This window comes from Serratia sp. AR11 (genome assembly GCF_056376275.1).
Genome location: NZ_CM150739.1, coordinates 4,298,391 through 4,318,662, shown reverse-complemented (window position 1 = coordinate 4,318,662; position 20,272 = coordinate 4,298,391). Strand labels below are relative to the sequence as shown.

The window sequence follows — 20,272 nt, the reverse complement described above, 5'->3', positions numbered from 1 at the left end:
TCAACGGGTGGCGTGGTACAGGCTATACCCCGTAGCCGCCCCCGCCACATCCCAGGCAAAATCTTTCCAGCTCCAGCCGGTGCCGCCTTCGCGACTGTCATACAGCTCTTTGGCGGCACCCAGCCCGATCGAAAACATCAGGCCAAAGCTCCGGCTGCGAGCCTCACTCCAGTTTTGATGATCGCCATAAGCGGCACCCGCGGCGGCAAAGGCAGCAGAAGAAACAAAATGCTGCGCCTTGTCTTTTCCGGTCCAGCTGTCATTTGCCCAATGGGTGCAACCGCTGGTGAACAGGACAAAGGGCAGCACAAACAGACAGCGGAGTGGGCGCATAATGAAAACATCCTGTTGTCATGGCTCATAAAAAACCCCGGCATGGGCCGGGGTCTGCGATAGCTGAATTATAGCGCGCTTACAGTATACGGCTAATCAATCGGTCGATACGGATACGGCGTAGACGGCGGATCAGCTTACGCACTTTGATCGGATACTCCTGGATGCTTTGCAATTCCAGATAGTGTCCCACCACGGTGGTATGGGTACGGATGCACTCCAGCTCTTTATGCCGCTGCTCACGCATTTCCTGCTTGGGATCGTGGATCAGAATGGCATTTTCCAGATCCAACCGCCAGGCGCGTGGATTGAGGTTATTACCGGTAATCAACTGCCATTCGTCATCCACCCACATGCCCTTTAGGTGATAGCTGTTATCGCCGTCTTTCCACAGGCGAACAATCAGCTGACCGGTATCGATATAACGCTGCAGACGGCTGAGAAAGCGTCGCAGGTTGATTTCGTACAGGTAAGGCAGCGCGCCGATGATTTTGAATGGCTGATCTTCCGGAATATAGAAGTCATTAGCGGTTTTATCACCGACAATGATTTCCACCTGCTTGCCCTGGCGCAACAGATAAATAATATTGCGCACCAGCAGCGCCGGCAGGTTGAAATAGGGGGTGCACAGCGTCAGTTTCTGATCGGCGCTGGACATCAGGTGGTGAATGGTTTTATTCAGTATGCTTTGTTTGCCCAGCCCAACCAGCGGTGTTACCGCCAGCTCATCGTTGCTGGCGTTGTTGCTAAACTGATAGCCGGCACGGCGCAGGCCGAAGCGGAACAGGCGAGTTTCGTTTTTGATCTCGGGGCTTTTCGGGCGATCGTCACGATCCAAACGTTGTACGGCACCGGCGGTCAGCAGATGCTGTTTGATGTAATCGACCAGGGTATTGGCCAATTCACCGTTAGCGATCAGTTGGTAGCGATCGTAACGGTATTTTTCATGCTGATGCAGGTAAACGTCATTGATACTGGCACCGCTGTAAATCACGGTATCGTCGACAACAAAACCTTTCAGGTGCAACACGCCCAAGGCTTCACGGGTGTTGACCGGCACGCCGTATATCGGCACCGGCAGCCCCGGATGCTGGTCTGCCATTGAGCAGTACCAGTCGGCGTTGGTATTGGCGGCCGCGGCGCCGATGCGCCCACGCTGGGCACGATGCCAGTCGACCAAAATGCAAATCTCCAGCTCCGGACACCGCTGCTTCGCCTGATAAAGTGCGTTGAGAATATCGCGCCCGGCGTCGTCATGCTCCAGATACAGAGCGACCAGATAAATGCGTTGGGTGGCGTTAGCGATTAATTCCAGCAGGGTGGCACGGTAATCAGACGGCGTGTACAAAGTACGTACATCAGCTACCGTCTGAGGGAGTTTGGGCAGTTGTGCAAGGTGTTGTTGATGTTTGCTACGTTTAAATTTTGACAACATCACAGTGCGCTTCTTCTCTCATGATTAGATGGCCTGAACGCCAAATACGGAAAAACAACAAATCGAATAATCGGGCGATAATACCACTAGTTGCCTCGATTGTGCGTATGTTTTGGCGTTAAGTGATGGATTCGTAGCGCATTGCGACACAGGTCACTGCGCTTCCTCCGCCTGCAGCGGCAGGGTCAAATTGACGATACCGTCCTCGATCTGCACATCAATGCCAAAACCCAACCGCTGTGCCAGTCCGATCATTCCACGGTTGTTCGGCATGGTGATACCGGTCAGACGGGTCAACCCATGGGCTCGGGCATAGGCGATCATTTTTTCCAGCAGTTGGCGTCCCAGACCGAGTCCTTTCAGATCGGAACGCACCAGCACGGCAAATTCTGCATCGGTATTGTCCGGGTCGGATAGCGCGCGGGTTACGCCTATAATCTGTTCATCACGCACTGCTACAAAAGCCATTTCTCGATCGTAGTCGATCTGCGTCATGTTAGCCAAATCGTCATGGGTAAACTCGTTGATCTCACTGAAGTAGCGATAGTAGAGGTCTTCCTTGGTCACGCGATCGATAAAGTGTTTCAACGCAGGTTCATCTTCCGGCAGGATCGGCCGGAACAGGCATTGCGAACCGTCTTTCAACCCAATGGTTTCTTCCAGCTCATGGGGATAAGGACGGATCGCCAGCCTTGCCTGCGGGTCACCCACAAAGGGGGCAAGCTGCATGGAAACATCCAGCAGGGTGAACTCGCTGCCGGAGGCCAGTACCGGGTGGATGTCCAGCCGGGTGATTTCCGGACAGTCGAGGATCAGATTGGAAACTTGCACCAACAGGCGGCTCAGCCCGGGAATATCCAGCGGCCTCAGGGCACTGCGCCCGCGGATTTTTCCTCCTTTTACCGCCTGCAATACCAGATAGCGCGCCAGCGCCATATTCAGCGGCGGCAGCGCCACCGCGACCTGATTTTCCTGCCGCCATTCGATACCCCCTTCGCCCAGCATGATCAATGGACCAAAAATGGCATCTTGTTCTACCGCAATACGCAGCTCTTGTGCCCCGGCGCGGTTGGCCATGCTCTGCACCAGCAAGCCGTGGATACGTGCCTGCGGATAGGTGCGTTTCACCCGGTCAAGGATCGCATCTGCTGCCCGCTGCACTTCGGTCGCGGTGCGCAAGTAGAGCATAACGCCCTGGACTTCAGACTTGTGGGGGATATCCGGCGAACGCAATTTCAGGGCTACCGGGTAGCCAATTTGCTCGGCGATATGCACCGCTTCGGCACTGTCTTCGGCAATCCAGGTTGGCAGCGTGGTCAGATCATAGGCCTGCAGAATCGATTGCACCTCGTGGGTATCGAGCTGCGTAGCGCCTTCGGCCAGCGCCTGTTGAATTAATCGGTGGGCATCGGCGGTGTTGGCGGTCAGGCCGACCGGGAGCGCCGGGGTTTCTTTTAGCTGTTTCTGATTACGGCGGTATTCCACCATATGCATAAACGCGGTCACCGCGCCTTCCGGGGTGCGATAGGTGGGTATGCCGGCCTCGGTAAACAGCCGTCGGGCTTCCTGCGAGGAATATTCACCGCACCAATTGGTGAGTAGCGTAATGCGTTTGCCACGCGGGTGCTGATGTACCGCTTCGATAATACGTTCGGCAGTAATGGTGCCCGGGGCCGCCGCGCTTGGGGCATGGATCAGCAGCAAGGCGTCGTAGTCATGGCTGTCGAGCAGCGTTTTAACCGCCGCCAGATAACGTTGCGGTGTCGCGTCATCACGCAGGTCTATCGGGTTGCCGGCTTGGATAAATTCGGGCAAAGCCTCGCCAAGCTGCGCCAGGATCTCGTCGCCCAACTGCGCCAGCTTGCCATTACGGCCCAACAGCTCGTCCAGAGCCATAGCGGCTGGTGCCGCACCGTTGCTGACGATCATCAGCCGCTCGCCGCGCAGCGGGTGCATATGGCTCAGGGTCTCTACTGCGGAGAACAGCTCATGGGTATCCTGCACGCGCAACAAACCGGCGCGCTGGATAGCGGCATCGTAGGCGGCATCCAGCCCCTGTTGGCTGTTAAGCAACAGCTGGGCCTGCTGGCTGCGGCCGCTTTTGACCACCAGAATCGGTTTGTTGCGTGAGGCGCTGCGCGAGGCGGATAAAAAGCGCCGTGCATCGCTGATGTTTTCCAGATACAGCAAAATGGCGCTGGTTTTACTGTCGCGCGCCAGAAAGTCCAGCAGGTCGTCGACGTCAATATCCAGGCTATCGCCCAGCGCGATAAAATAGGAAAAGCCAACCTCACGCTGTTGCGCCCAGTCGAGAATGGTGTTGGCCACGGCGGCGGACTGGGAAATAAACGCCAGCTTGCCTTTGAGAATGGGGACCGGTGAGAAACTGGCGTTAATGCCTTGCCAGGGGGCCAGCAGGCCGAGGCTGTTTGGCCCCAGCAGGCGCATCGAATAACGCTGCGCACAGGCTTTCAGCTCGGCGAACTGTTCCGGCGGGGAGGAGAGCACAATGGCAGTTTTGCAGCCGCGCTTGCCCAGTTCTTCAATCAATGCCAGGTTGCGCTGCGCATGGGTACAAAGTATCGCCAGATCGGGGCTGATGGGCAGGCTGGCGACGTCCGGGTAGGCCATGACGCCACACACTGCCTTGTAGCGCGGTGTGACCGGCATCACCGGCCCGTTAAAACCGCCGGCCAGCAGGTTGCTCATCATCAGGTTACCGGCGCGGCCGGGCTGTTGTGAAGCGCCGAGAACGGCAATCGATTTAGGACGTAAAAGCGCTTCTAACCCTCGCTGGCTCATGCACGACTCCTTTAGGCAACGTTACGCCTGATTCTAGGCGTTTTGCGACGGCTTTGCTGTGACCGGTGCCTCCGGGCGGGTAGGTTTCCCGGCCAGATACTGTTGACGGAAATAGTGAAAATGTTCGGCCAGCCCGTTAGCGGCGGCCACGTCACCGGCTTGCTGCAACAGCGCTGCCGCCACTTCGGCCGTGCAGTGTTGCTCGATGCGGCTGGCTTCGCGCAGTTGGTAATTCGAAGCGGCGGTCACGTTGAGTGAGAATACCGGGAACTGATTAAGGTACGGGCTTTTACGGAACATTTTGCTCGCCTCGGTCCAGGTGCCATCGAGCATAATAAACAACGGCGGTTTGCCACCGGCAGGCAATTCGCTGAACACCGGCCGCTCGGGGGCGGCATAGGACGCGGGAAACACCACGTAAGGCTGGCGTTCGGGATCGTTAATCGCCGCCAGCAGGGCAGGGTCAACCTCGGTTCGCGACCAAATAAATGCCTGGGTTTCCGGCAGAATATCGGCGATCAGTCGGCCGGTATTGCTCGGTTTCAGCGGTTCTGCACCAAACATGATCAGGCAAAAACGGCTGGTGGCAGGCTGTGGCCGGATACTGTCACACAGGCAGTTTTTATGGGGTAGCAGGCAGCCCTGACAACGCGGTACGCGGTTGCCACGCGCCAGAAAAGGGCGGGTAGAGCGTTCCAGGCGAAATTGGCGCAGGCGAAGGACGGCGTTGTCGGTCATAAAGATCTCGGGGAAAACCGCTATTGTAACGCAGAAAAAAGCCCGACGGGAGCGTTCGGGCTGGATTGCGTCACGGCGGTGTCACGGGCAATGGACAACACGCCTATTGAAAGGCGACGGGTATAGACTTTCTGCGTTAAACTAGTTCATTGAGCCAGTTATCGAACGGCGTTTTCGGCATGGCACCGTTGAGCATGTCGACCATTTTCCCTTCGCGGAACAGCATAATGGTTGGAATGCTGCGGATGCGGAAACGGGCGCTCAGTTCGGGTTCTGCCTCGGTGTTGACTTTAACGAAGCGAACTTTGCCGGCGCGCTCTTCGGCGACGTCTTCAAAGATCGGGGCAAAACTGACGCAGGGGCCGCACCACGGCGCCCAAAAATCGACCACCACTGGCAGACCATCCTGCAACAACGAGTCCAGTGTGGCGGCGGTGGCGTTGATCACCTCGCCGTCAAAGAGCGCATGGCCGCAACGGCCGCATTTCGCGCCGTCAGCCACTCGTTCTTCAGGCACGCGGTTGGTGGCATTACAAGCTGGACAAACTGTATTCATGATGACCTCGGATACTGAGAATGCACGACATGCCGCACTCGGGTTGCGGATATGTATCTTTAATGCTGCTTATTATCGTTAAAAGTAGGGCAATGGACAAAGAGGTTTGTTCGATGAATACGATAGTTGTTAGCTTTTAGCGCAAGTAGGTGGCTTAGCACCCCAACATCAGGTAATCTTCGCGCCCTGCGCGTTGGTGGAGAAGAAAATGAACGATTCATTTAGTGGCAAGAACGGTAAAGTTAAAGTGATGTACGTCCGCAGTGACGACGACAACAACAGCGACGACCGTAACAAGAATAAGCGTCCGGCCGGCAAAGGCCGTCCGGCAGACGGTGCGCGCTCTTCGGGCCGTACCGGTCAGGACAAGCCGCGCGGTAATAACGATCGCCGTGGCTCTGGCTCTGATTCCCGCCGCAGTGAAAGCGATCGTCCTCGCCGTCCAGCGCACAATGAAGACCGTGGCGGTTATGATTCGCCGTGGAAAACCGTGTCACGTGGCCCGGAAGAAGAGCCGGCGTTTGATCACGGCGGCATCAGCGGCAAGAGCTTTATCGATCCAGAACAGTTACGTCGTCAGCGTGCGGAAGAAACCCGCGTTTACGGTGAAAACGCCTGTCAGGCCCTGTTTGCCAGCCGTCCGGACGCTATCGTCCGCGCCTGGTTCGTACAGTCGGTCACGCCACGTTTTCGTGAAGCACTGCGCTGGATGGCGGCAAACCGCAAAGCCTATCACGTGGTGGATGAAGAAGAGCTGGCCAAAGCGTCCGGCACCGAACACCACGGCGGCGTTTGCTTCCTGATTAAAAAGCGTCAGGGTCTGGATGCGCAAACCTATCTGAAAGAAGCCCCGGCGAAAGACTGCGTGCTGGCGCTGGAAGAAGTAGGCAACCCGCACAACCTGGGTGCTATCGTGCGTTCTTGCGCTCACTTTGGCGTGAACGGCGTGTTGCTGCAGGATCCGGCGGTGCTGGAATCAGGTGCTGCGGTGCGTACGGCCGAAGGCGGCGTGGAACACATCAAGGCAATTAACGCCGATGACTTCCTGTCGGTGCTGGATACCTTCCGCAAGGCGGGTTACGCCATCGTCACCACCTCGAGCCACAAAGGGACTCCGTTGGCGCAGGCTAAGCTGCCGGCCAAAATGGTACTGGTACTCGGCCAGGAACGTGACGGCCTGAGCGACAGTGCCTGGCAGCAGGGCGACATGAACGTGTCTATCGGCGGTACCGGCAAGGTGGAAAGCCTGAACGTATCGGTCGCGACCGGCATTTTGCTGGCTGACTGGTGGCGTCAAAACCAGGCTTAAGGCTTTGCAGAATAAAAAAACGGGCACCCTGGGGTGCCCGTTTTGCTTTCTACTGTTTAGTGAGCGCCGCCGCCCCCACCGCCGGAGCTGAATGGCGGTTTCGCCACCCAGACCAGCGCCAGCAGGACCAGGAACACCCCAGCGGACAGCCAGAATATCTCGTTAGCCGAGATAATCAGCCCCTGCGCGGTGATCTCGTTGGCAATATAGGCCGACGCCTGCTGCTTGCTCATGCCAATCTGTTCCAGTTGCCGGTACATGTCCTGCGACTGCGGGCTGTAAGGATTCACAAACTCCGCCAGCTGCGAGTGGTGTTGCGACTCGCGCTGAGTCCACAGCGTGGTGGTGATCGATGTCCCGATCGACCCCGCCAGCGTACGGGTAAAGTTCGACAGGCTCGATGCCGCCGCCATACGCTCCGGCGGCAGACCGGACAGCGTAATGGTGGTTAATGGCATAAAGAAGCAGGCGATGGCGAAGCCCTGGACAAACTGCGGCCACGCCGAAGCACCAAAGTCCATTCCCGGTTCAAACGTATAGGCGCGCCAGTAAAAGCACACGGCATACATAATGAAGCTGAAGGTCACCAGTCGTCGCATGTCGAGTCGGTTACCGAACTTGCCTATGATCGGCGACAGCAATACCGGTATCAACCCGATTGGCGCCGAAGCCAGCCCCGCCCAGGTGGCGGTATAGCCATACACCTCCTGCAGCAGCTGCGGCAATAGCACGATAGCGCCGAAGTACAGCATATAGGCCAGGCTGATACACAGGCAGCCGACGGTAAAGTTGCGCGACTTGAACAGCGACAGATCCACCACCGGGTGGTCGTCCGTCAGTTCCCAGATGATCAGGAACACCAGCGCCACCACCGCCACCACCGTTAGCACTATTATCTCGGTGGAGTTGAACCAGTCCAGCTCCTTGCCCTGATCGAGCATCACCTGCAGCGAACCAATACCGACGATCAACAGCACCAGACCGATGGTGTCGATCGGTTTGATCTCGGTTTTGGTTTCCCTGCCTTTCAACGTCGACATCGCCACCAGGATCACTACGGCGCCAATTGGAATATTGATGAAGAAGATCCAGCCCCAGTGATAGTTATCACTGATATAACCGCCGAGGATAGGCCCGAATATTGGCGCGACGATCACCGTCATCGACCATAGCGCCAGGGCCATCGCTCGCTTGGCGGGCGGATAGTTGTTCAGCAACAGACTTTGCGACAGCGGGATCAGTGGCCCCGCGACCACGCCCTGAATCACGCGGAAGAAGATCAGCATGCCCAGGCTGTTGGAGATGCCGCACAGCCAGGAAGCGAGCACGAACAGTGCGGTGGACCAAAGGAACAGCCGCACTTCACCGACGCGCTTCGCCAGCCAGCCGGTGATCGGGATCGAGATAGCGTTCGCCACGCCAAACGAGGTGATCACCCAGGTACCCTGCGAGTTGGAAGACCCGAGGTTACCCGCGATGGTCGGGATCGCCACGTTGGCAATGGTGGAGTCCAGCACCTGCATAAAGGTCGCCATGGCGAGCGCGACCGTCATCCAGGCGAGCTGGGCACCTTCAAGCGGTTTCTGTGCCAAGGTAGCCTCCCACGCGCTTAGCCGGCATTCGCATGGATCACGTCGGCGATCATCTGGTTAACCGGTGCCAGGTTCAACGCCAGCGCGTCGGTCTGATACAACGGCTTGTCACGCACCACGTCAGACAGCACGCGGCCGTCCAGGTTGGTGGTGTCCACTTTCACCAGCGTCGACAGACCGATACGCAGCGGATGATCGGCGATTTGCTTGGCATCCAGTTCAATACGTACCGGCAGGCGCTGAACCACCTTGATCCAGTTACCGGTAGCATTCTGCGCAGGCAGCAGTGAGAAGGCGCTGCCGGTGCCCATATCGATACCGACCACTTTACCGCTGTACACCACGTCGTCACCGTAAATATCACTGACCACGGTGGCCGATTGACCGATGCGCATATTGGCGATCTGGGTTTCTTTGAAGTTGGCGTCCACCCAGATGTGATCGGCAGGCACCACCGCCATCAGCGGGGAACCGGCGGCGATTTGCGCGCCAACCTGTACGCTGCGGCGGGACACATAGCCGGTGATCGGGCTGATGATTTTGGTACGTTGCAGCGCCAGCCAGGCGTCACGCATTTGCGCAGCGGACTGTTGGATAGCCGGCTGTTGCTCCAGCGGGGTGTTCAGCACCATCGCCTGGTTGGCGTTGTATTGCTGAACCGCCACTTCCAGTGCCGCTTTGGCGCTGTCGACCGCATCACGCGCATGTTGCAGTTCTTCGCGGCCGATGGCGTCAAGGCTGCCCAGTACCACGCGGCGCTTCAGATCGTTCTCCGCCTTGCTCAGGTCAGACTTGCGCAGGGCAATGTTGGCCTGATACTGCTTGCTGTTAATGATCAACTGGTGGGTCTGACGCACGCTGTTGGCCAGGCCGGTTTTGGCGCGTTCAAGCGCCTGTTCGGCATCGGTCGGATCCAGCGTAAGCAGCACATCCCCCTGCTTCACGTAGTCGGTATTGTCGAAGTTGACGCTGTTAACGCTACCGTTCACCTGGGCCATGATCTGCACCTGGTTACCGGACACATAGGCGTCGTCCGTTTCCTGATGATGACGCAACACCAGGAACCAATACACTAAATATGCCACCCCAATAACAACGAAAATAACCGTCATCAACAGCAGCCAAAACTTGCGCTGCTTCTTTTTGCCGACAGGTTGTGGCGGGGTCTGAGTCTCCGCGCTTGCGCTCATGGTGTTCTCCAAGCTCTCTATTTTATTATGCTTTTGAATCCGCAGCGACCGGGGCCTGATAGCCACCGCCCAGCGCACGGATCAGTCCTATCTTCGCCTGCAGCAAGTTGCTGTTGGCATTCAGTTCCGCCTGTTGCTGCTGCAAGAGCTGCGTCTGGCTGGTTAACAACTGGTCGCGCCCGATAATCCCTGCCTGGTATCGAGCGTTAGCGACGCGGTACACCTGTTGCATCGATTGGGACGCAGATGCCGCCTGCAGCTGCTGTTGCGCAGTGCTTTGTTGGACGGTGATGGCATCGGCGGTTTCCTGTACGGCATTCAGGATGGTTTGGTTATAGGACTCCACCGCCTGGTCATACAGCGCGGACTCCTCACCCAGTTTGCTGCGCAGCGCACCGGCGTGGAAGATCGGCAATGAAATCGCCGGCATCACGTTCCAGGCCTGGCTGGCCGCTTCAAACAGATTCGGGCTGGTCCCACTGGTGTTGGTGGTAGTCAGGCCGGCAAAGGCTGAAATGGTCAGGCTGGGGTAAAATTCCTTGCGGGCGGCGCTGACGCGTTGGTTGTAAGACTCGACCAACTGACGCTGCGCGGCGATATCCGGGCGTTTGCCCAGCAGATCGGCGGTCAGTTCACCTTTTGGCGCCATCAGATTACTGGCGGGCAGAGCCACCGGACGCAGATGCTGCATCGCGCTTGGGCCCTGGCCGGCCAGCGCGGCCAACTGGTGTCTTAGTTGTTCAATCTGCGACTGCAGTTGCAGGATCTGCTGCTTGGCACCGTCGGCCTGCGCCTGGCTTTGTTGCGGAACATCAACACCGGTGATGCCGGCTTTATATTGTTGTTGGCGCAAATCCGTCAGGCGTTGGTTGTTGTCGACTTCCTGTTGCAGCAGTTTTTCCAGCGCGAAATTGCTCTGCAGCTGGAAATAGGCGGAGGCCACCGAGCTGGTTAACGTCAGCGCAGCCTGTTCCTGCTCGGCGCGGGCCGCATCGACTTGCGCCTTGGCGGCGTTAACCTGATTGCGGTATTTACCCCACCAGTCAAATTCATAGGCCAGATTCAGCCCCAGCGAGTTGGAGCTCTCGTAGATCGGCTTATGTGGATAGCCCAATCCCATGTTGACGTTTTGCGGGACTTTCTGGCGGTTGCTGCTGGCGTTCAGATCCAGATTCGGGCCGTTGGCTGCACTGGCTTCACCCATCACACTTTGCGCTTCGCGCACGCGCCCGGCGGCTTGTCTCAGCGTCGGTGAGCTTTGCAGCGTCTGGGTCATCAGGCTGTCGAGCTGTGCATCGTTAAGCGAGCGCCACCACTGTGGGCTAACGTTCAGCGAGCTGACTTTCGGCTGTGACAATTGCAGGCTCTGCGGGTCCATCAAGGTGGACTGCGGGGCAATATTGTCGGTAGAAGCGCACCCGGCCAGCAGCAATACGGCGAACAGCGGGGTGAATCTCCAGTTAAACGGGGATCGCATAGTAGGTTACCTGAACAGAAATTATTGGGATAACTGTCCTGAAACTTCCATCTGGTCCAGACGCGTTAACAGCTTGCGCGTCAGCTGTTCAAGCTGTTGCTGTTCATCATCGTTCAGCGTGGACCACAGGAAATGCAGACATTTGTGCTGCGGTGGCAGCAGTTGGTTGAGAAACTCTTCTCCCTGCGGCGTCATGTGCAGATGCAGGCAACGACGGTCATGGTCGCTTTCCCGGCGTTCAATCCAGCCGCGTTTTTCCAGTTCATCGGCAATCCGCGTGGCATTGGTGCGTGACGAGCCCAGAGCAGAGCTTAGCTCAGAAGGCTGGATGCTGTGATTCTCCTGCGCATCCAGAGTAATCAGCGCCATAAACAGTGTTTCGTTAATCCCTTGTGCCTTGAGCATTTTATTGCGGTTTTCCAGCAGCTTGCTTTGCATGTGCATGCACAGCCGGGTCAGCAGAATTTCCTGATAAGGAAAATCTTTCTGACGTTTTGCGCGGAAATTAAGCATTTGTTCAATGGGAGTAAACGAGCTTTCCATAATTTGGGGCCTCATTAATTTCGTTCGAGATAGTAACGATAGTGATTAATAATGTAAATCTTCAGCCGTGCGAATAATTTAGCAATTCGTGTCATTTGTAAGTTATTTGTCAACGGCCCATTCACGAGCGACAGCTCAGAATGGGGATGACGGATAAAATCAAAGGCTGGCAGGACCGAAAATCATAAATATTTTTAACGTGATGCCAAAGGCGAGCGCACCGATCAAGGTAGACAGAATGATGCTTTTGCTACGGTAAAAGCACAGCCCCAGGGCGGCGAAGCCGACCAGCGTCGGCCACAGCTTGTCCGGTTCGCGCATCACCACCGGCGTGCTGGACACCACCAACAGTGCACAAATGGAGGCGATACCAATGCTGTCGAGCAACAGCGCGGTTTTACCGCGTTTAATACCCGGTTGGGCACGCGCCGGAGCCAGGCGTAAGGGCAAGTAACGGAACAGATAATTCGCGCAACCGACCACCAGGCCAATCACCACCACATCAGTGTTCATCGATGGCCTCCGTTGCGGTGGGTTGGAACAGGGCGGCAATACAGCCGGCGCTGATGCCGGCTAAAATGGCGACGGGAATGGAAAACAGCACCACGCCAAGCAGCGCGCCAGCCAGTGCGGCGACGATGGTCAGGCTTTGTGGACGCCTGAAGGCGGCCAGCAGGAAACTGAGGAACAGCGCCGGCAGCATAAAGGACAACGAGGCTTCAATCACCGGGTATTGCTCCAGCGGCCCGTTACCGAACAGCGCTCCGATGGCGGTGCCCGCTACCCACGACAGCCAGGAGCACAGTGAAATGCCGAGCATCCAGTTCTCGCTCCAGCTGCGGTTATTGCGCATCAGTTTGGCGGTAGCGGCGGCGAACACTTCGTCGGTCAGGCCGAACGCCCAGAGTGCGGTTTTACCGGCCGACATGCGTGAGACGATGCGGTGGCGCAGAGCGGGGCCATACAGCAGATGCCGTATGTCCATGGCCATCACGGTCAGCGCGGAAACCCACAGCGACATGCCGGCGCTCAGCAGGGCGGTGATCACGAACTGGCTGGCGCCTGCATAGATAATGCAGGAAAAGAAGATGCTCTCCAGTGGGGAGAACCCTAGCTTAACGGCGCTCAGGCCAAAGGCAAAGGCCACCGGCACATAGCCGATGACGATCGGTAAACTGTCGACGATGCCGTGGGTGAAGGTAGAACTGACGGCTGGGGGATTGAGGTTTTCTGCAGCTTGGCTTTGCATTTTTATTAGTGTCGCAGGATATAGAGATCAATAGTTCATCTGCAGAACATTACCAGAGAGTGAGTAATGTTTATACCCTGCGGCGCTAATAAATTCCCGATATGACTATTCGCTTGCTAATCAGATTGTCGCCGGTCCTTGCGGATCGTGGTGCTTGCCGCGCCACCAGGTCAGCAGGTTGAGCAGGCACAAAACGCCCCCGGCCACGGCAACGCCGGTCCAACCCGCATGTTGATAGGCCGAGGCAGACAGCAGTGAGCCGAGTGCACCCCCGATGAAATAGCTGGTCATGTAGCCGGCGGTCAGGCGGTTGCGCGCTTCCGGCATAATGCGGTAAATCACGCTCTGGTTAGTGACGTGTACGGCCTGCACGGCCAGGTCGAGGATCAGGATACCGGCGATCAACGCCCACAGGGATTGTTTAGCGAAAGCGATGGGTATCCAGGAAAGCAGCAGCAGGACCAGGCCCACGCTGGTGGTTAAACCGGCCTTACCCTGATCCGCCAAATGCCCGGCGCGTGAAGCCGCCAATGCGCCGGCAGCGCCGACCAGGCCAAACAGACCAATCACCCCTTCGGAATAACCAAACGGCGGAGCCGCCAGTAAAAAGGCCATCGAAGTCCACAGCACGCTGAAGTTGGCGAACGACAGCGCCCCGAGTATCGCGCGGGTACGTAGCAGCGGGGTCCCGCAAAACAGGGTGAAGATCGATTTCAGCAACTGCGGGTAATTCAGCCCCGAATGCTGCTTGTAACGCGGCAGTGCGCGCCACAGGATCAATGCCATCAGGATCATCAGCACGCTGGCGACCCAGTAGATGGTACGCCAGCCGCCGAGTGACGCCAGCGCTCCGGCTACGGTGCGCGCCAACAGAATGCCGAGCAGCAGGCCGCTCATGATAATGCCGACGGTTTTGCCGCGTTTCTCCGGATGGGCCAGGGTGGCCGCCAGTGGCACCAGAATTTGCGCCACCACCGAGAACAGCCCGGTAAGCGCGGTCCCGAGGATCATCATCGGCAAGGTCGTGGAACTGGCGGTGATCAGCATGCCGCCCGCCGCCAGCAGCGTCATAAAGACGATCAGGCCGCGGCGTTCAAACATATCGCCGAGTGGCACCAGCAACAGCAGGCCAACGGCGTAGCCCAACTGGGCGGCAGTGACGATAAAGCCGGCCTGATTGACCGATAAATCGAAGTTCTGGGCGATGGTTTCCAGCAGCGGCTGGGCGTAATAGTTACTGGCGACCGCCAGACCGGTGGCGATGGCGATCAGCACGATCAGCGCCGGGCTGAGACCCGGCTGTGAATGTTGTTGGCTCATAAGATATTAATCACAGGGAAAAGTTAGCCGAAGTATCGGGCACGACAGCCGGCGAATCCAATGTATAATTTTCATTTGATCAATCTCATTTTGCGATAGATGCCATGAACCTGAAACAGATACGCTTTGCGTTGGCGGTAGCCGAAGAGCAGAGCTTTACCCGGGCGGCGCAGCGCTGCCATACGGTGCAGTCAGCCCTTAGCCACCAGATCGCCAAACTGGAAGAGGAGCTGGGCTGTACATTGTTCGAACGCACCTCGCGGCGAGTCAGGCTGACCACCGCCGGGCAGGCGTTTATTCAACCGGCGCAACGGCTGCTGGCGGCGAAACAGGCGCTGGTGGAAGAGGTGGTTGCCGCCAGCGGCACGGTATCCGGCACCCTGACCATCGGCACTATTTCAACCATAAACGCGATTGATCTGACCGAAAAACTGGGCAACGTTCATCGCCATTATCCGGCGGTGAATATCCGGCTGTACGTGGGCATGAGCGAAGCATTGCTGGAAGACGTCCGCCAACAAAAGACGGACGTGGCGTTTGTCGGTCTCTGGCCGGGGGATATTGATATGCTGCCGGTGTCGCATCGGCAGCTAACCGATGAGCCGCTGGTTGCGCTGGTGGCGGCGCAGCATCCGCTGGCCAGTCGTCAACGGGTCAATCTGCAAACCCTGTCAGAAGTGCCGCTGGTGGACTTTTACAGCGGGACCGGTGCCCGGCGGCAGACCGATCGTGCGTTTCAGGCGGCGGGTATTAAGCGGCATGTCAGTTTTGAAATTGACCATATCGAATGGCTGGAAAATCTGGTGCGGCGTGGGTTGGCGGCAGGCATTGTGCCCATCTCGACGGCGCAGCGTTTGAGTTCGCTGGTGTCGATCCCGATCGAGGATGGTCCGCGGCGACAGGTGTACTGCGTATGGCCGCAGCCGCTGTCCAGAACCGCCGAGCGGTTTTTGCAGTTTAGTGGGATAGCTATTGCTGAATGAATAGAACGGGGCGCAGTGGTGAACTGCGCCCCGGTGTTATTACTTCTTCGCGGCTTCGGCGGCGGTTTTCACCCAGCCATCAAAGGTGGCCTGATGCGCCTTGATCCAGCCATTAACGTGGCCCTGGATATCGGCTTCTGACGCCTGACCTTCATGCATCCGCAGGTTCTGCGCATTCACGTCGCTAATCGGCAGTTTCATGATGGCAAACAGCTTGGCGGCTGCCGGGTTGGCTTCGGCCCATTTCTTGTTGGCGGCGATGCGCATGGTGTTCACCGGGAACCCATAGTTGGCACCGTTTGGCAGCTTGGTATCCATATCTTTCATTTCGCCCGGCATGGCGGAAAACGGCACCTGCAACCAGACGACATCACGGCCCGGTACCAGCACGTCGCTCACCCAGTATGGCGTCCAGGTGTAATACAGCACCGGTTTGCCTTCTTTGTAGCGCGTAATGGTATCGGCAATCATCGCCGCATAGTTGCCCTGGTTGTGCTCGACGGTCTTATCCAGGCCGTAGGCCTTGATGTGGTGGTTAATCGCCGCCTCACAGCCCCAGCCCGGCGTACAACCGGTCAGGTCGGCCTTGCCGTCACCGTTGGTGTCAAACAACTTGGCGATCTTCGGGTCTTTCAACTGCTCAACGTTGGTGATGTGGTATTTATCGGCGGTTTTTTTGTCGATCAGATAACCCTGCGCCGCGCCGTTGACATAAACCCCTTCACGGTAAAACTTGGCGTCACCGCCGGCGGCCTTGTACTGATCGGCGTGCAGCGGATCCCAGTTCACCGCCAGGAAGGTTGCGTCGCCAGAGGCGATAGAAGTGTAGGCGACGTTATAGTCCACTTCACGGGTGTCCTTGACGTCATAGCCCAACTTTTCCAGCGCCTTGCTGACCAACAGCGTCTGGAAGGTTTCTTCAGATATGGTGCTTTGCACCGGCTGAACGCTAATGCCTTTACCCGGCAAGTCCGCGGCGGAAACCGCCTGTGAGCTAATCAATGTGGTGAGGGCAACCGCCCAGATTCCTGTAGTGCGCATAGTGAAATACCTTTTTTATGTTATGAAGCCGGGATTTCCGGCACGTCGGGATTATTTCGCTGCCGCAGCAGCGGTGCTGACCCAGCCGTCAAAGGTGGCCTGGTGGGCTTTAATCCAGCCGTCTACGTGGCGTTGTATATCGTCGGCGCTGTTCTCGCCCTTGTGCATCCGCAGGTTCTGCGCATTTACGTCCGCCAACGGCAGCTTCATGATGGCGAACAGCTTGGCCGCCGCCGGGTTGGCCTGCGCCCATTGCTTGTTGGCGACGATATGCTCGTTATTGACGAAGAAGCCGTAATTTTTGCCGTTCGGCAAGGCGGTATCCTTGTCTTTCAACGAACCCGGACTGGCGGAGAACGGCACGGTCAACCAGACCACATCGCGGCCGGGCACCAGCTCGTCGCTGACCCAGTACGGCGTCCAGGTGAAGTACAGCACCGGTTTGCCCTGTTTATAGCGGGTCAGGGTGTCGGCGATGATGGCAGAGTAGTTACCCTGGTTCTGAGTAACCGTGTTGCTCAGGCCATAGGCTTTGATATGCGTGTTGATCGCGCTGCCGCACACCCAGCCGGGCTCACAGCCGGCCAGATCGGCCTTGCCGTCACCGTCTGCGTCAAACAGCCTGGCCAGCTTGGGATCTTTCAATTGGGAAATATCGCTGATGTGGTATTTATCGGCGGTTTTCTTGTCAATCAGATAACCCTGCGCTGCATTAGTGATATAGGCGCCCTGGCGATAAAACTTTTTGTCGCCGCCGGCGCTTTGGTACATGTCGGTTTGCAGCGGATCCCAGTTCACCGCCATATAGGTGGCGTCACCGGAAGCGATTGAGGTGTAGGCAATGTTGTATTCCACCTCGGCGGTCGGCTGGACGTTATAACCCAGCTGGGTCAGCGCACGGTTGACCAGCTCAGTCTGAAAGCTTTCTTCGGCGAGGGTGCTTTGCAAGGGTTTAACCGTGACGCCTTTGCCGGGAAGTTCGACGGCGAACGCCTGTGTGCCAAGCAATGAAGTCAGGGCCAAAGCCCAAATTCCTGTCGAGCGCATAGTGGTTCCTTCGATTTTATCGGTGCCCCCGACGCTGGCCGGGGGCAGGGCAATTAAGGCTTTTTGATGAAGGGCCGGGTGACCAGGCCGATGGGGCCGTGTGCGTACCAACGCCCCATGCCTTTACTGCGGCGATCGCGCCCCAGCGACTGGGTGAGACGGTCGAGAATAATCGCCAGGATCACGATACCGACCCCGCCGACGGCGGCCAGCCCCATATCGAGGCGGCCGATACCGCGCAGCACCATCTGGCCCAGACCGCCGACGGCGATCATCGAGGCGATCACCACCATCGACAGTGCCAGCATCAGCGTTTGGTTTACCCCGGCCATAATGGTCGGCATCGCCAATGGCAACTGCACTTTAAACAGCAGTTGGCGCGGGCTGGCACCAAAGGATTCAGCGGCTTCAATCAGATCTTCCGGCACCTGCTTAATGCCCAGAATGGTCAGACGCACGATGGGCGGCAGGGCGAAGATAATGGTGACCACCACTCCCGGCACGTTACCGATACCGAACAGCATGACGATCGGCACCAGATAGACGAAGGCCGGCGTGGTTTGCATGGCGTCCAATAACGGCCGTATGACCTTGCCTGCGTGCTTGCTGCGCGCCAGCCAGATGCCGAGCGGCAAGCCGATGACGATACAGAAGAACAGGGCGGTCAATACCAGCGCCAGCGTCACCATGGCCTGCGACCAGGCACCAATAGCGCCAATGGCAATCAGTGAGACCAGCGTGGCGGCACCCATACCGAGGCTGGAGAGCTGCCAGGCAATCAGCGAGAACAGCAAAATGGCGATCGGTGCCGGCATGCCCAGCAGCAATTGTTGAAAACCGCTGAGGATAAAGTCGACCGGTACGCGGATCCCCTGGAACAGCGGGCGAAAGTGCAGCACCAGCCAATCAATGCCGTGGGTGACCCAGGAGTCAAACGGTACCCAGGTCTTGTGGAACGGATCGAGCAGGTTGAAATGCTCCGGCTGAGCCGGTGCGCTGTTAAGCCAGTCGGCGCCCTGAGCGGCCTGATTAGCGGCGTCATGGCTTGCCGGTGGCGGCGCGCTCGACCAGGCATCGCCGGCGGGAGCCGCTGAATTTGCAGCGTCAGTGGCCGGTGCGGCACTGGCACCAGCGTCGGCAGGCGCAGTGGCCCATGGATCCTGTGTAGTATCACTCATTCGTTGGGCCCTCTTTATCCAGGGCCTGCAGCAGCATGGCCTTGGAAATAATTCCGATATAGTTATTTTCTTCGCAGACCACAGGTACCGCGCAAGGCGCCAGAGCGACCAATGAAATCAGTTCGCTTAGCGGCATGTCGGCCGGTACCGGGGCGGGAGCTTCCAGCAGGGCGTCATCCAGCGTCAGATTGGCCGCCAGCGCCTGCTTGAGTGAATCTACCGACACCACGCCGATAAATTTCTTTCCGCGTTCAACAACATAACCATAATCGCGGTCTTCATCCCGCAGCAGCTGTAACGCTGAGCGCGGACCAAAACCGGGGGTTTTACGAATAAGCGCGACCGGACGACGCTTGGCGATATCCTTGGCGCTGAAAACATGGCTGACATCTACGCCACGGAAGAAGGTGCGTACATAATCGTTGGCCGGATTATTTAATATTTCCTCCGGCGTACCGACCTGAATCACCTCACCGCCCTGCATAATGGCAATACGATCGCCAATACGCATCGCTTCGTCCAAATCATGGGAAATAAAGACGATGGTACGCTGATGTTGGGCCTGTAATTTGACCAGTTCATCCTGCATTTCGGTACGGATTAATGGATCAAGTGCTGAGAAGGCTTCATCCATCAATAATATATCCGGATTATTAGCCATGGCACGAGCTAATCCCACGCGCTGACGCATCCCACCTGAAAGTTCATCGGGATAAGAATGAGCATAATTCTCCAGTCCGACCTGACGCAGGGCCTCGAGGGCTTTTTCCTGACGTTCCTGCGGCGGAATACCGGCTAATTCCATACCGAATGCGGTGTTATTCAACACATTCATATGCGGCATTAAAGCGAATGATTGAAACACCATGCTGATCTTATTTCGACGTACGGTGCGCAGTGCGCTGTCGGATATTTTCGATATATCTTCACCGTCAATCAGCACCTGGCCGCGGGTGGGTTCTATCAGACGATTGAGAAGGCGTACCAGGGTGGATTTTCCTGAACCGGAAAGCCCCATGATGACGAATATCTCGCCTTCTTCAATGGCCAGAGAGGCGTCTTTTACGCCTAGTGATAACCCGGTTTTTTCAAGCAGTTGATCTTTTGTCAGACCTTTCTCAATCAGTTTGAATGCGCGATCCGGATGTTCGCCAAATATCTTATACAGGTTCTTTACTTCGAGTTTAATTGCCATGCAATTTGCTGTTTCCTCTGATGAATTATCAAACGATAAAAAATGTCCCAATAGAAAATAATAGTCGCCTATACCCTAACACAGTGAATATCTGAGACAACCCTCAATGTCCGATGAATGGGATATTAGCGATTTACATCAACATTTCGATTGGCTATGGTAGTGGGGTGGATATTCAATTATTTTAATCTGATATTCGCCTTAAACTCTTGGTTTTAGGTAAAAATAATCCTGCTGCAATAATCTTGTTATTTCCCCGTTCGGCACTGAATTCAGACAATAAA

The 20,272-nt window shown here is 57.0% G+C and carries 18 protein-coding genes; 2 read left to right on the top strand and 16 right to left on the bottom strand.

The genetic code is table 11. From position 1 onward, the window contains the following. From ACSOSI_RS20395 to trxC, 5 genes are all read right to left on the bottom strand, one after another. Positions 1-333, bottom strand: a complete 333-nt coding sequence (locus tag ACSOSI_RS20395; RefSeq protein WP_012146456.1) for a YfiM family lipoprotein — start codon at positions 331-333, stop codon at positions 1-3. A gap of 79 nt (positions 334-412) precedes the next feature. Then, on the bottom strand, positions 413-1,768 hold the full coding sequence (pssA, locus tag ACSOSI_RS20390; protein ID WP_165366774.1) for a CDP-diacylglycerol--serine O-phosphatidyltransferase: 1,356 nt from the start codon (positions 1,766-1,768) through the stop codon (positions 413-415). 153 nt (positions 1,769-1,921) lie between these two features. Beyond that, positions 1,922-4,570: a bifunctional acetate--CoA ligase family protein/GNAT family N-acetyltransferase gene (locus ACSOSI_RS20385; RefSeq protein ID WP_261435411.1), complete on the bottom strand. Its 2,649-nt coding sequence runs from the start codon at positions 4,568-4,570 to the stop codon at positions 1,922-1,924. 33 nt (positions 4,571-4,603) lie between these two features. Next, the gene (locus ACSOSI_RS20380) at positions 4,604-5,308 is read right to left on the bottom strand and encodes a tRNA-uridine aminocarboxypropyltransferase (RefSeq protein WP_476706057.1); all 705 of its coding nucleotides are present in this window, start codon (positions 5,306-5,308) and stop codon (positions 4,604-4,606) included. A 136-nt stretch (positions 5,309-5,444) separates the two neighbouring features. Next, the gene (gene trxC, locus ACSOSI_RS20375; RefSeq protein WP_012146452.1) at positions 5,445-5,864 is read right to left on the bottom strand and encodes a thioredoxin TrxC; all 420 of its coding nucleotides are present in this window, start codon (positions 5,862-5,864) and stop codon (positions 5,445-5,447) included. A 208-nt stretch (positions 5,865-6,072) separates the two neighbouring features. Between trxC and ACSOSI_RS20370 the strand changes: the two genes are divergently transcribed. Beyond that, positions 6,073-7,173 (top strand): tRNA/rRNA methyltransferase, encoded by a 1,101-nt coding sequence (locus tag ACSOSI_RS20370; protein ID WP_476706056.1) that lies wholly within the window; start codon positions 6,073-6,075, stop codon positions 7,171-7,173. Between the two features lie 56 nt (positions 7,174-7,229). Here the strand turns inward: ACSOSI_RS20370 and emrB are convergent, their stop codons facing one another. The 7 genes from emrB to ACSOSI_RS20335 form a co-directional block, all read right to left on the bottom strand. Further along, positions 7,230-8,765 (bottom strand): multidrug efflux MFS transporter permease subunit EmrB, encoded by a 1,536-nt coding sequence (emrB, locus tag ACSOSI_RS20365; protein ID WP_012146450.1) that lies wholly within the window; start codon positions 8,763-8,765, stop codon positions 7,230-7,232. Between the two features lie 17 nt (positions 8,766-8,782). Next, positions 8,783-9,955: a multidrug efflux MFS transporter periplasmic adaptor subunit EmrA gene (emrA, locus tag ACSOSI_RS20360; RefSeq protein WP_012146449.1), complete on the bottom strand. Its 1,173-nt coding sequence runs from the start codon at positions 9,953-9,955 to the stop codon at positions 8,783-8,785. A 25-nt stretch (positions 9,956-9,980) separates the two neighbouring features. Next, complete coding sequence (locus ACSOSI_RS20355) at positions 9,981-11,432, bottom strand: efflux transporter outer membrane subunit (protein ID WP_112362834.1); 1,452 nt, start codon at positions 11,430-11,432, stop codon at positions 9,981-9,983. Positions 11,433-11,453: 21 nt separating this feature from the next. After that, positions 11,454-11,975: a transcriptional repressor MprA gene (gene mprA, locus ACSOSI_RS20350; protein ID WP_012146447.1), complete on the bottom strand. Its 522-nt coding sequence runs from the start codon at positions 11,973-11,975 to the stop codon at positions 11,454-11,456. Between the two features lie 159 nt (positions 11,976-12,134). Next, positions 12,135-12,488 carry an L-valine transporter subunit YgaH gene (gene ygaH / locus ACSOSI_RS20345; RefSeq protein ID WP_012146446.1) on the bottom strand — a complete coding sequence of 118 codons (354 nt, stop codon included), beginning with the start codon at positions 12,486-12,488 and terminating at the stop codon, positions 12,135-12,137. After that, positions 12,478-13,224, bottom strand: coding sequence for an AzlC family ABC transporter permease (locus ACSOSI_RS20340; protein ID WP_012146445.1), 747 nt, complete (start codon positions 13,222-13,224; stop codon positions 12,478-12,480). The genes ygaH and ACSOSI_RS20340 overlap by 11 nt, the downstream gene beginning before the upstream one ends. 120 nt (positions 13,225-13,344) lie before the next feature. Beyond that, complete coding sequence (locus tag ACSOSI_RS20335; protein WP_012146444.1) at positions 13,345-14,544, bottom strand: MFS transporter; 1,200 nt, start codon at positions 14,542-14,544, stop codon at positions 13,345-13,347. A 104-nt stretch (positions 14,545-14,648) separates the two neighbouring features. Between ACSOSI_RS20335 and ACSOSI_RS20330 the strand changes: the two genes are divergently transcribed. Further along, positions 14,649-15,527: a LysR family transcriptional regulator gene (locus ACSOSI_RS20330; RefSeq protein WP_476706055.1), complete on the top strand. Its 879-nt coding sequence runs from the start codon at positions 14,649-14,651 to the stop codon at positions 15,525-15,527. 39 nt (positions 15,528-15,566) lie between these two features. On the opposite strand, the gene proX (ACSOSI_RS20325) is transcribed toward ACSOSI_RS20330, so the two are convergent. The 4 genes from proX (ACSOSI_RS20325) to proV are packed head-to-tail and all read right to left on the bottom strand — an operon-like array spanning position 15,567 to position 19,988. Then, positions 15,567-16,568 carry a glycine betaine/L-proline ABC transporter substrate-binding protein ProX gene (gene proX / locus ACSOSI_RS20325; protein WP_012146442.1) on the bottom strand — a complete coding sequence of 334 codons (1,002 nt, stop codon included), beginning with the start codon at positions 16,566-16,568 and terminating at the stop codon, positions 15,567-15,569. 51 nt (positions 16,569-16,619) lie between these two features. After that, a complete protein-coding gene (gene proX, locus ACSOSI_RS20320; protein ID WP_261278044.1) occupies positions 16,620-17,615 on the bottom strand; it encodes a glycine betaine/L-proline ABC transporter substrate-binding protein ProX in 996 nt (331 codons plus the stop codon). Positions 17,616-17,668: 53 nt separating this feature from the next. Further along, positions 17,669-18,793 carry a glycine betaine/L-proline ABC transporter permease ProW gene (gene proW, locus ACSOSI_RS20315; RefSeq protein ID WP_012146440.1) on the bottom strand — a complete coding sequence of 375 codons (1,125 nt, stop codon included), beginning with the start codon at positions 18,791-18,793 and terminating at the stop codon, positions 17,669-17,671. Then, positions 18,786-19,988: a glycine betaine/L-proline ABC transporter ATP-binding protein ProV gene (proV, locus tag ACSOSI_RS20310; RefSeq protein ID WP_012146439.1), complete on the bottom strand. Its 1,203-nt coding sequence runs from the start codon at positions 19,986-19,988 to the stop codon at positions 18,786-18,788. Before proV ends, proW begins: the two co-directional genes overlap by 8 nt. Positions 19,989-20,272: the final 284 nt, after the last annotated feature.

Bases quoted from the DNA above. Each gene is read 5' to 3' on its own strand.
- ACSOSI_RS20340 (WP_012146445.1), bottom strand. From the start codon at position 13,224: ATGCAAAGCCAAGCTGCAGAAAACCTCAATCCCCCAGCCGTCAGTTCT.
- proX (WP_261278044.1), bottom strand. From the start codon at position 17,615: ATGCGCTCGACAGGAATTTGGGCTTTGGCCCTGACTTCATTGCTTGGC.
- mprA (WP_012146447.1), bottom strand. From the start codon at position 11,975: ATGGAAAGCTCGTTTACTCCCATTGAACAAATGCTTAATTTCCGCGCA.
- ACSOSI_RS20335 (WP_012146444.1), bottom strand. From the start codon at position 14,544: ATGAGCCAACAACATTCACAGCCGGGTCTCAGCCCGGCGCTGATCGTG.
- ACSOSI_RS20330 (WP_476706055.1), top strand. From the start codon at position 14,649: ATGAACCTGAAACAGATACGCTTTGCGTTGGCGGTAGCCGAAGAGCAG.
- trxC (WP_012146452.1), bottom strand. From the start codon at position 5,864: ATGAATACAGTTTGTCCAGCTTGTAATGCCACCAACCGCGTGCCTGAA.
- emrA (WP_012146449.1), bottom strand. From the start codon at position 9,955: ATGAGCGCAAGCGCGGAGACTCAGACCCCGCCACAACCTGTCGGCAAA.
- ACSOSI_RS20380 (WP_476706057.1), bottom strand. From the start codon at position 5,308: ATGACCGACAACGCCGTCCTTCGCCTGCGCCAATTTCGCCTGGAACGC.
- ACSOSI_RS20395 (WP_012146456.1), bottom strand. From the start codon at position 333: ATGCGCCCACTCCGCTGTCTGTTTGTGCTGCCCTTTGTCCTGTTCACC.
- ygaH (WP_012146446.1), bottom strand. From the start codon at position 12,488: ATGAACACTGATGTGGTGGTGATTGGCCTGGTGGTCGGTTGCGCGAAT.
- proX (WP_012146442.1), bottom strand. From the start codon at position 16,568: ATGCGCACTACAGGAATCTGGGCGGTTGCCCTCACCACATTGATTAGC.
- ACSOSI_RS20355 (WP_112362834.1), bottom strand. From the start codon at position 11,432: ATGCGATCCCCGTTTAACTGGAGATTCACCCCGCTGTTCGCCGTATTG.
- proV (WP_012146439.1), bottom strand. From the start codon at position 19,988: ATGGCAATTAAACTCGAAGTAAAGAACCTGTATAAGATATTTGGCGAA.
- ACSOSI_RS20385 (WP_261435411.1), bottom strand. From the start codon at position 4,570: ATGAGCCAGCGAGGGTTAGAAGCGCTTTTACGTCCTAAATCGATTGCC.
- pssA (WP_165366774.1), bottom strand. From the start codon at position 1,768: ATGTTGTCAAAATTTAAACGTAGCAAACATCAACAACACCTTGCACAA.
- ACSOSI_RS20370 (WP_476706056.1), top strand. From the start codon at position 6,073: ATGAACGATTCATTTAGTGGCAAGAACGGTAAAGTTAAAGTGATGTAC.
- proW (WP_012146440.1), bottom strand. From the start codon at position 18,793: ATGAGTGATACTACACAGGATCCATGGGCCACTGCGCCTGCCGACGCT.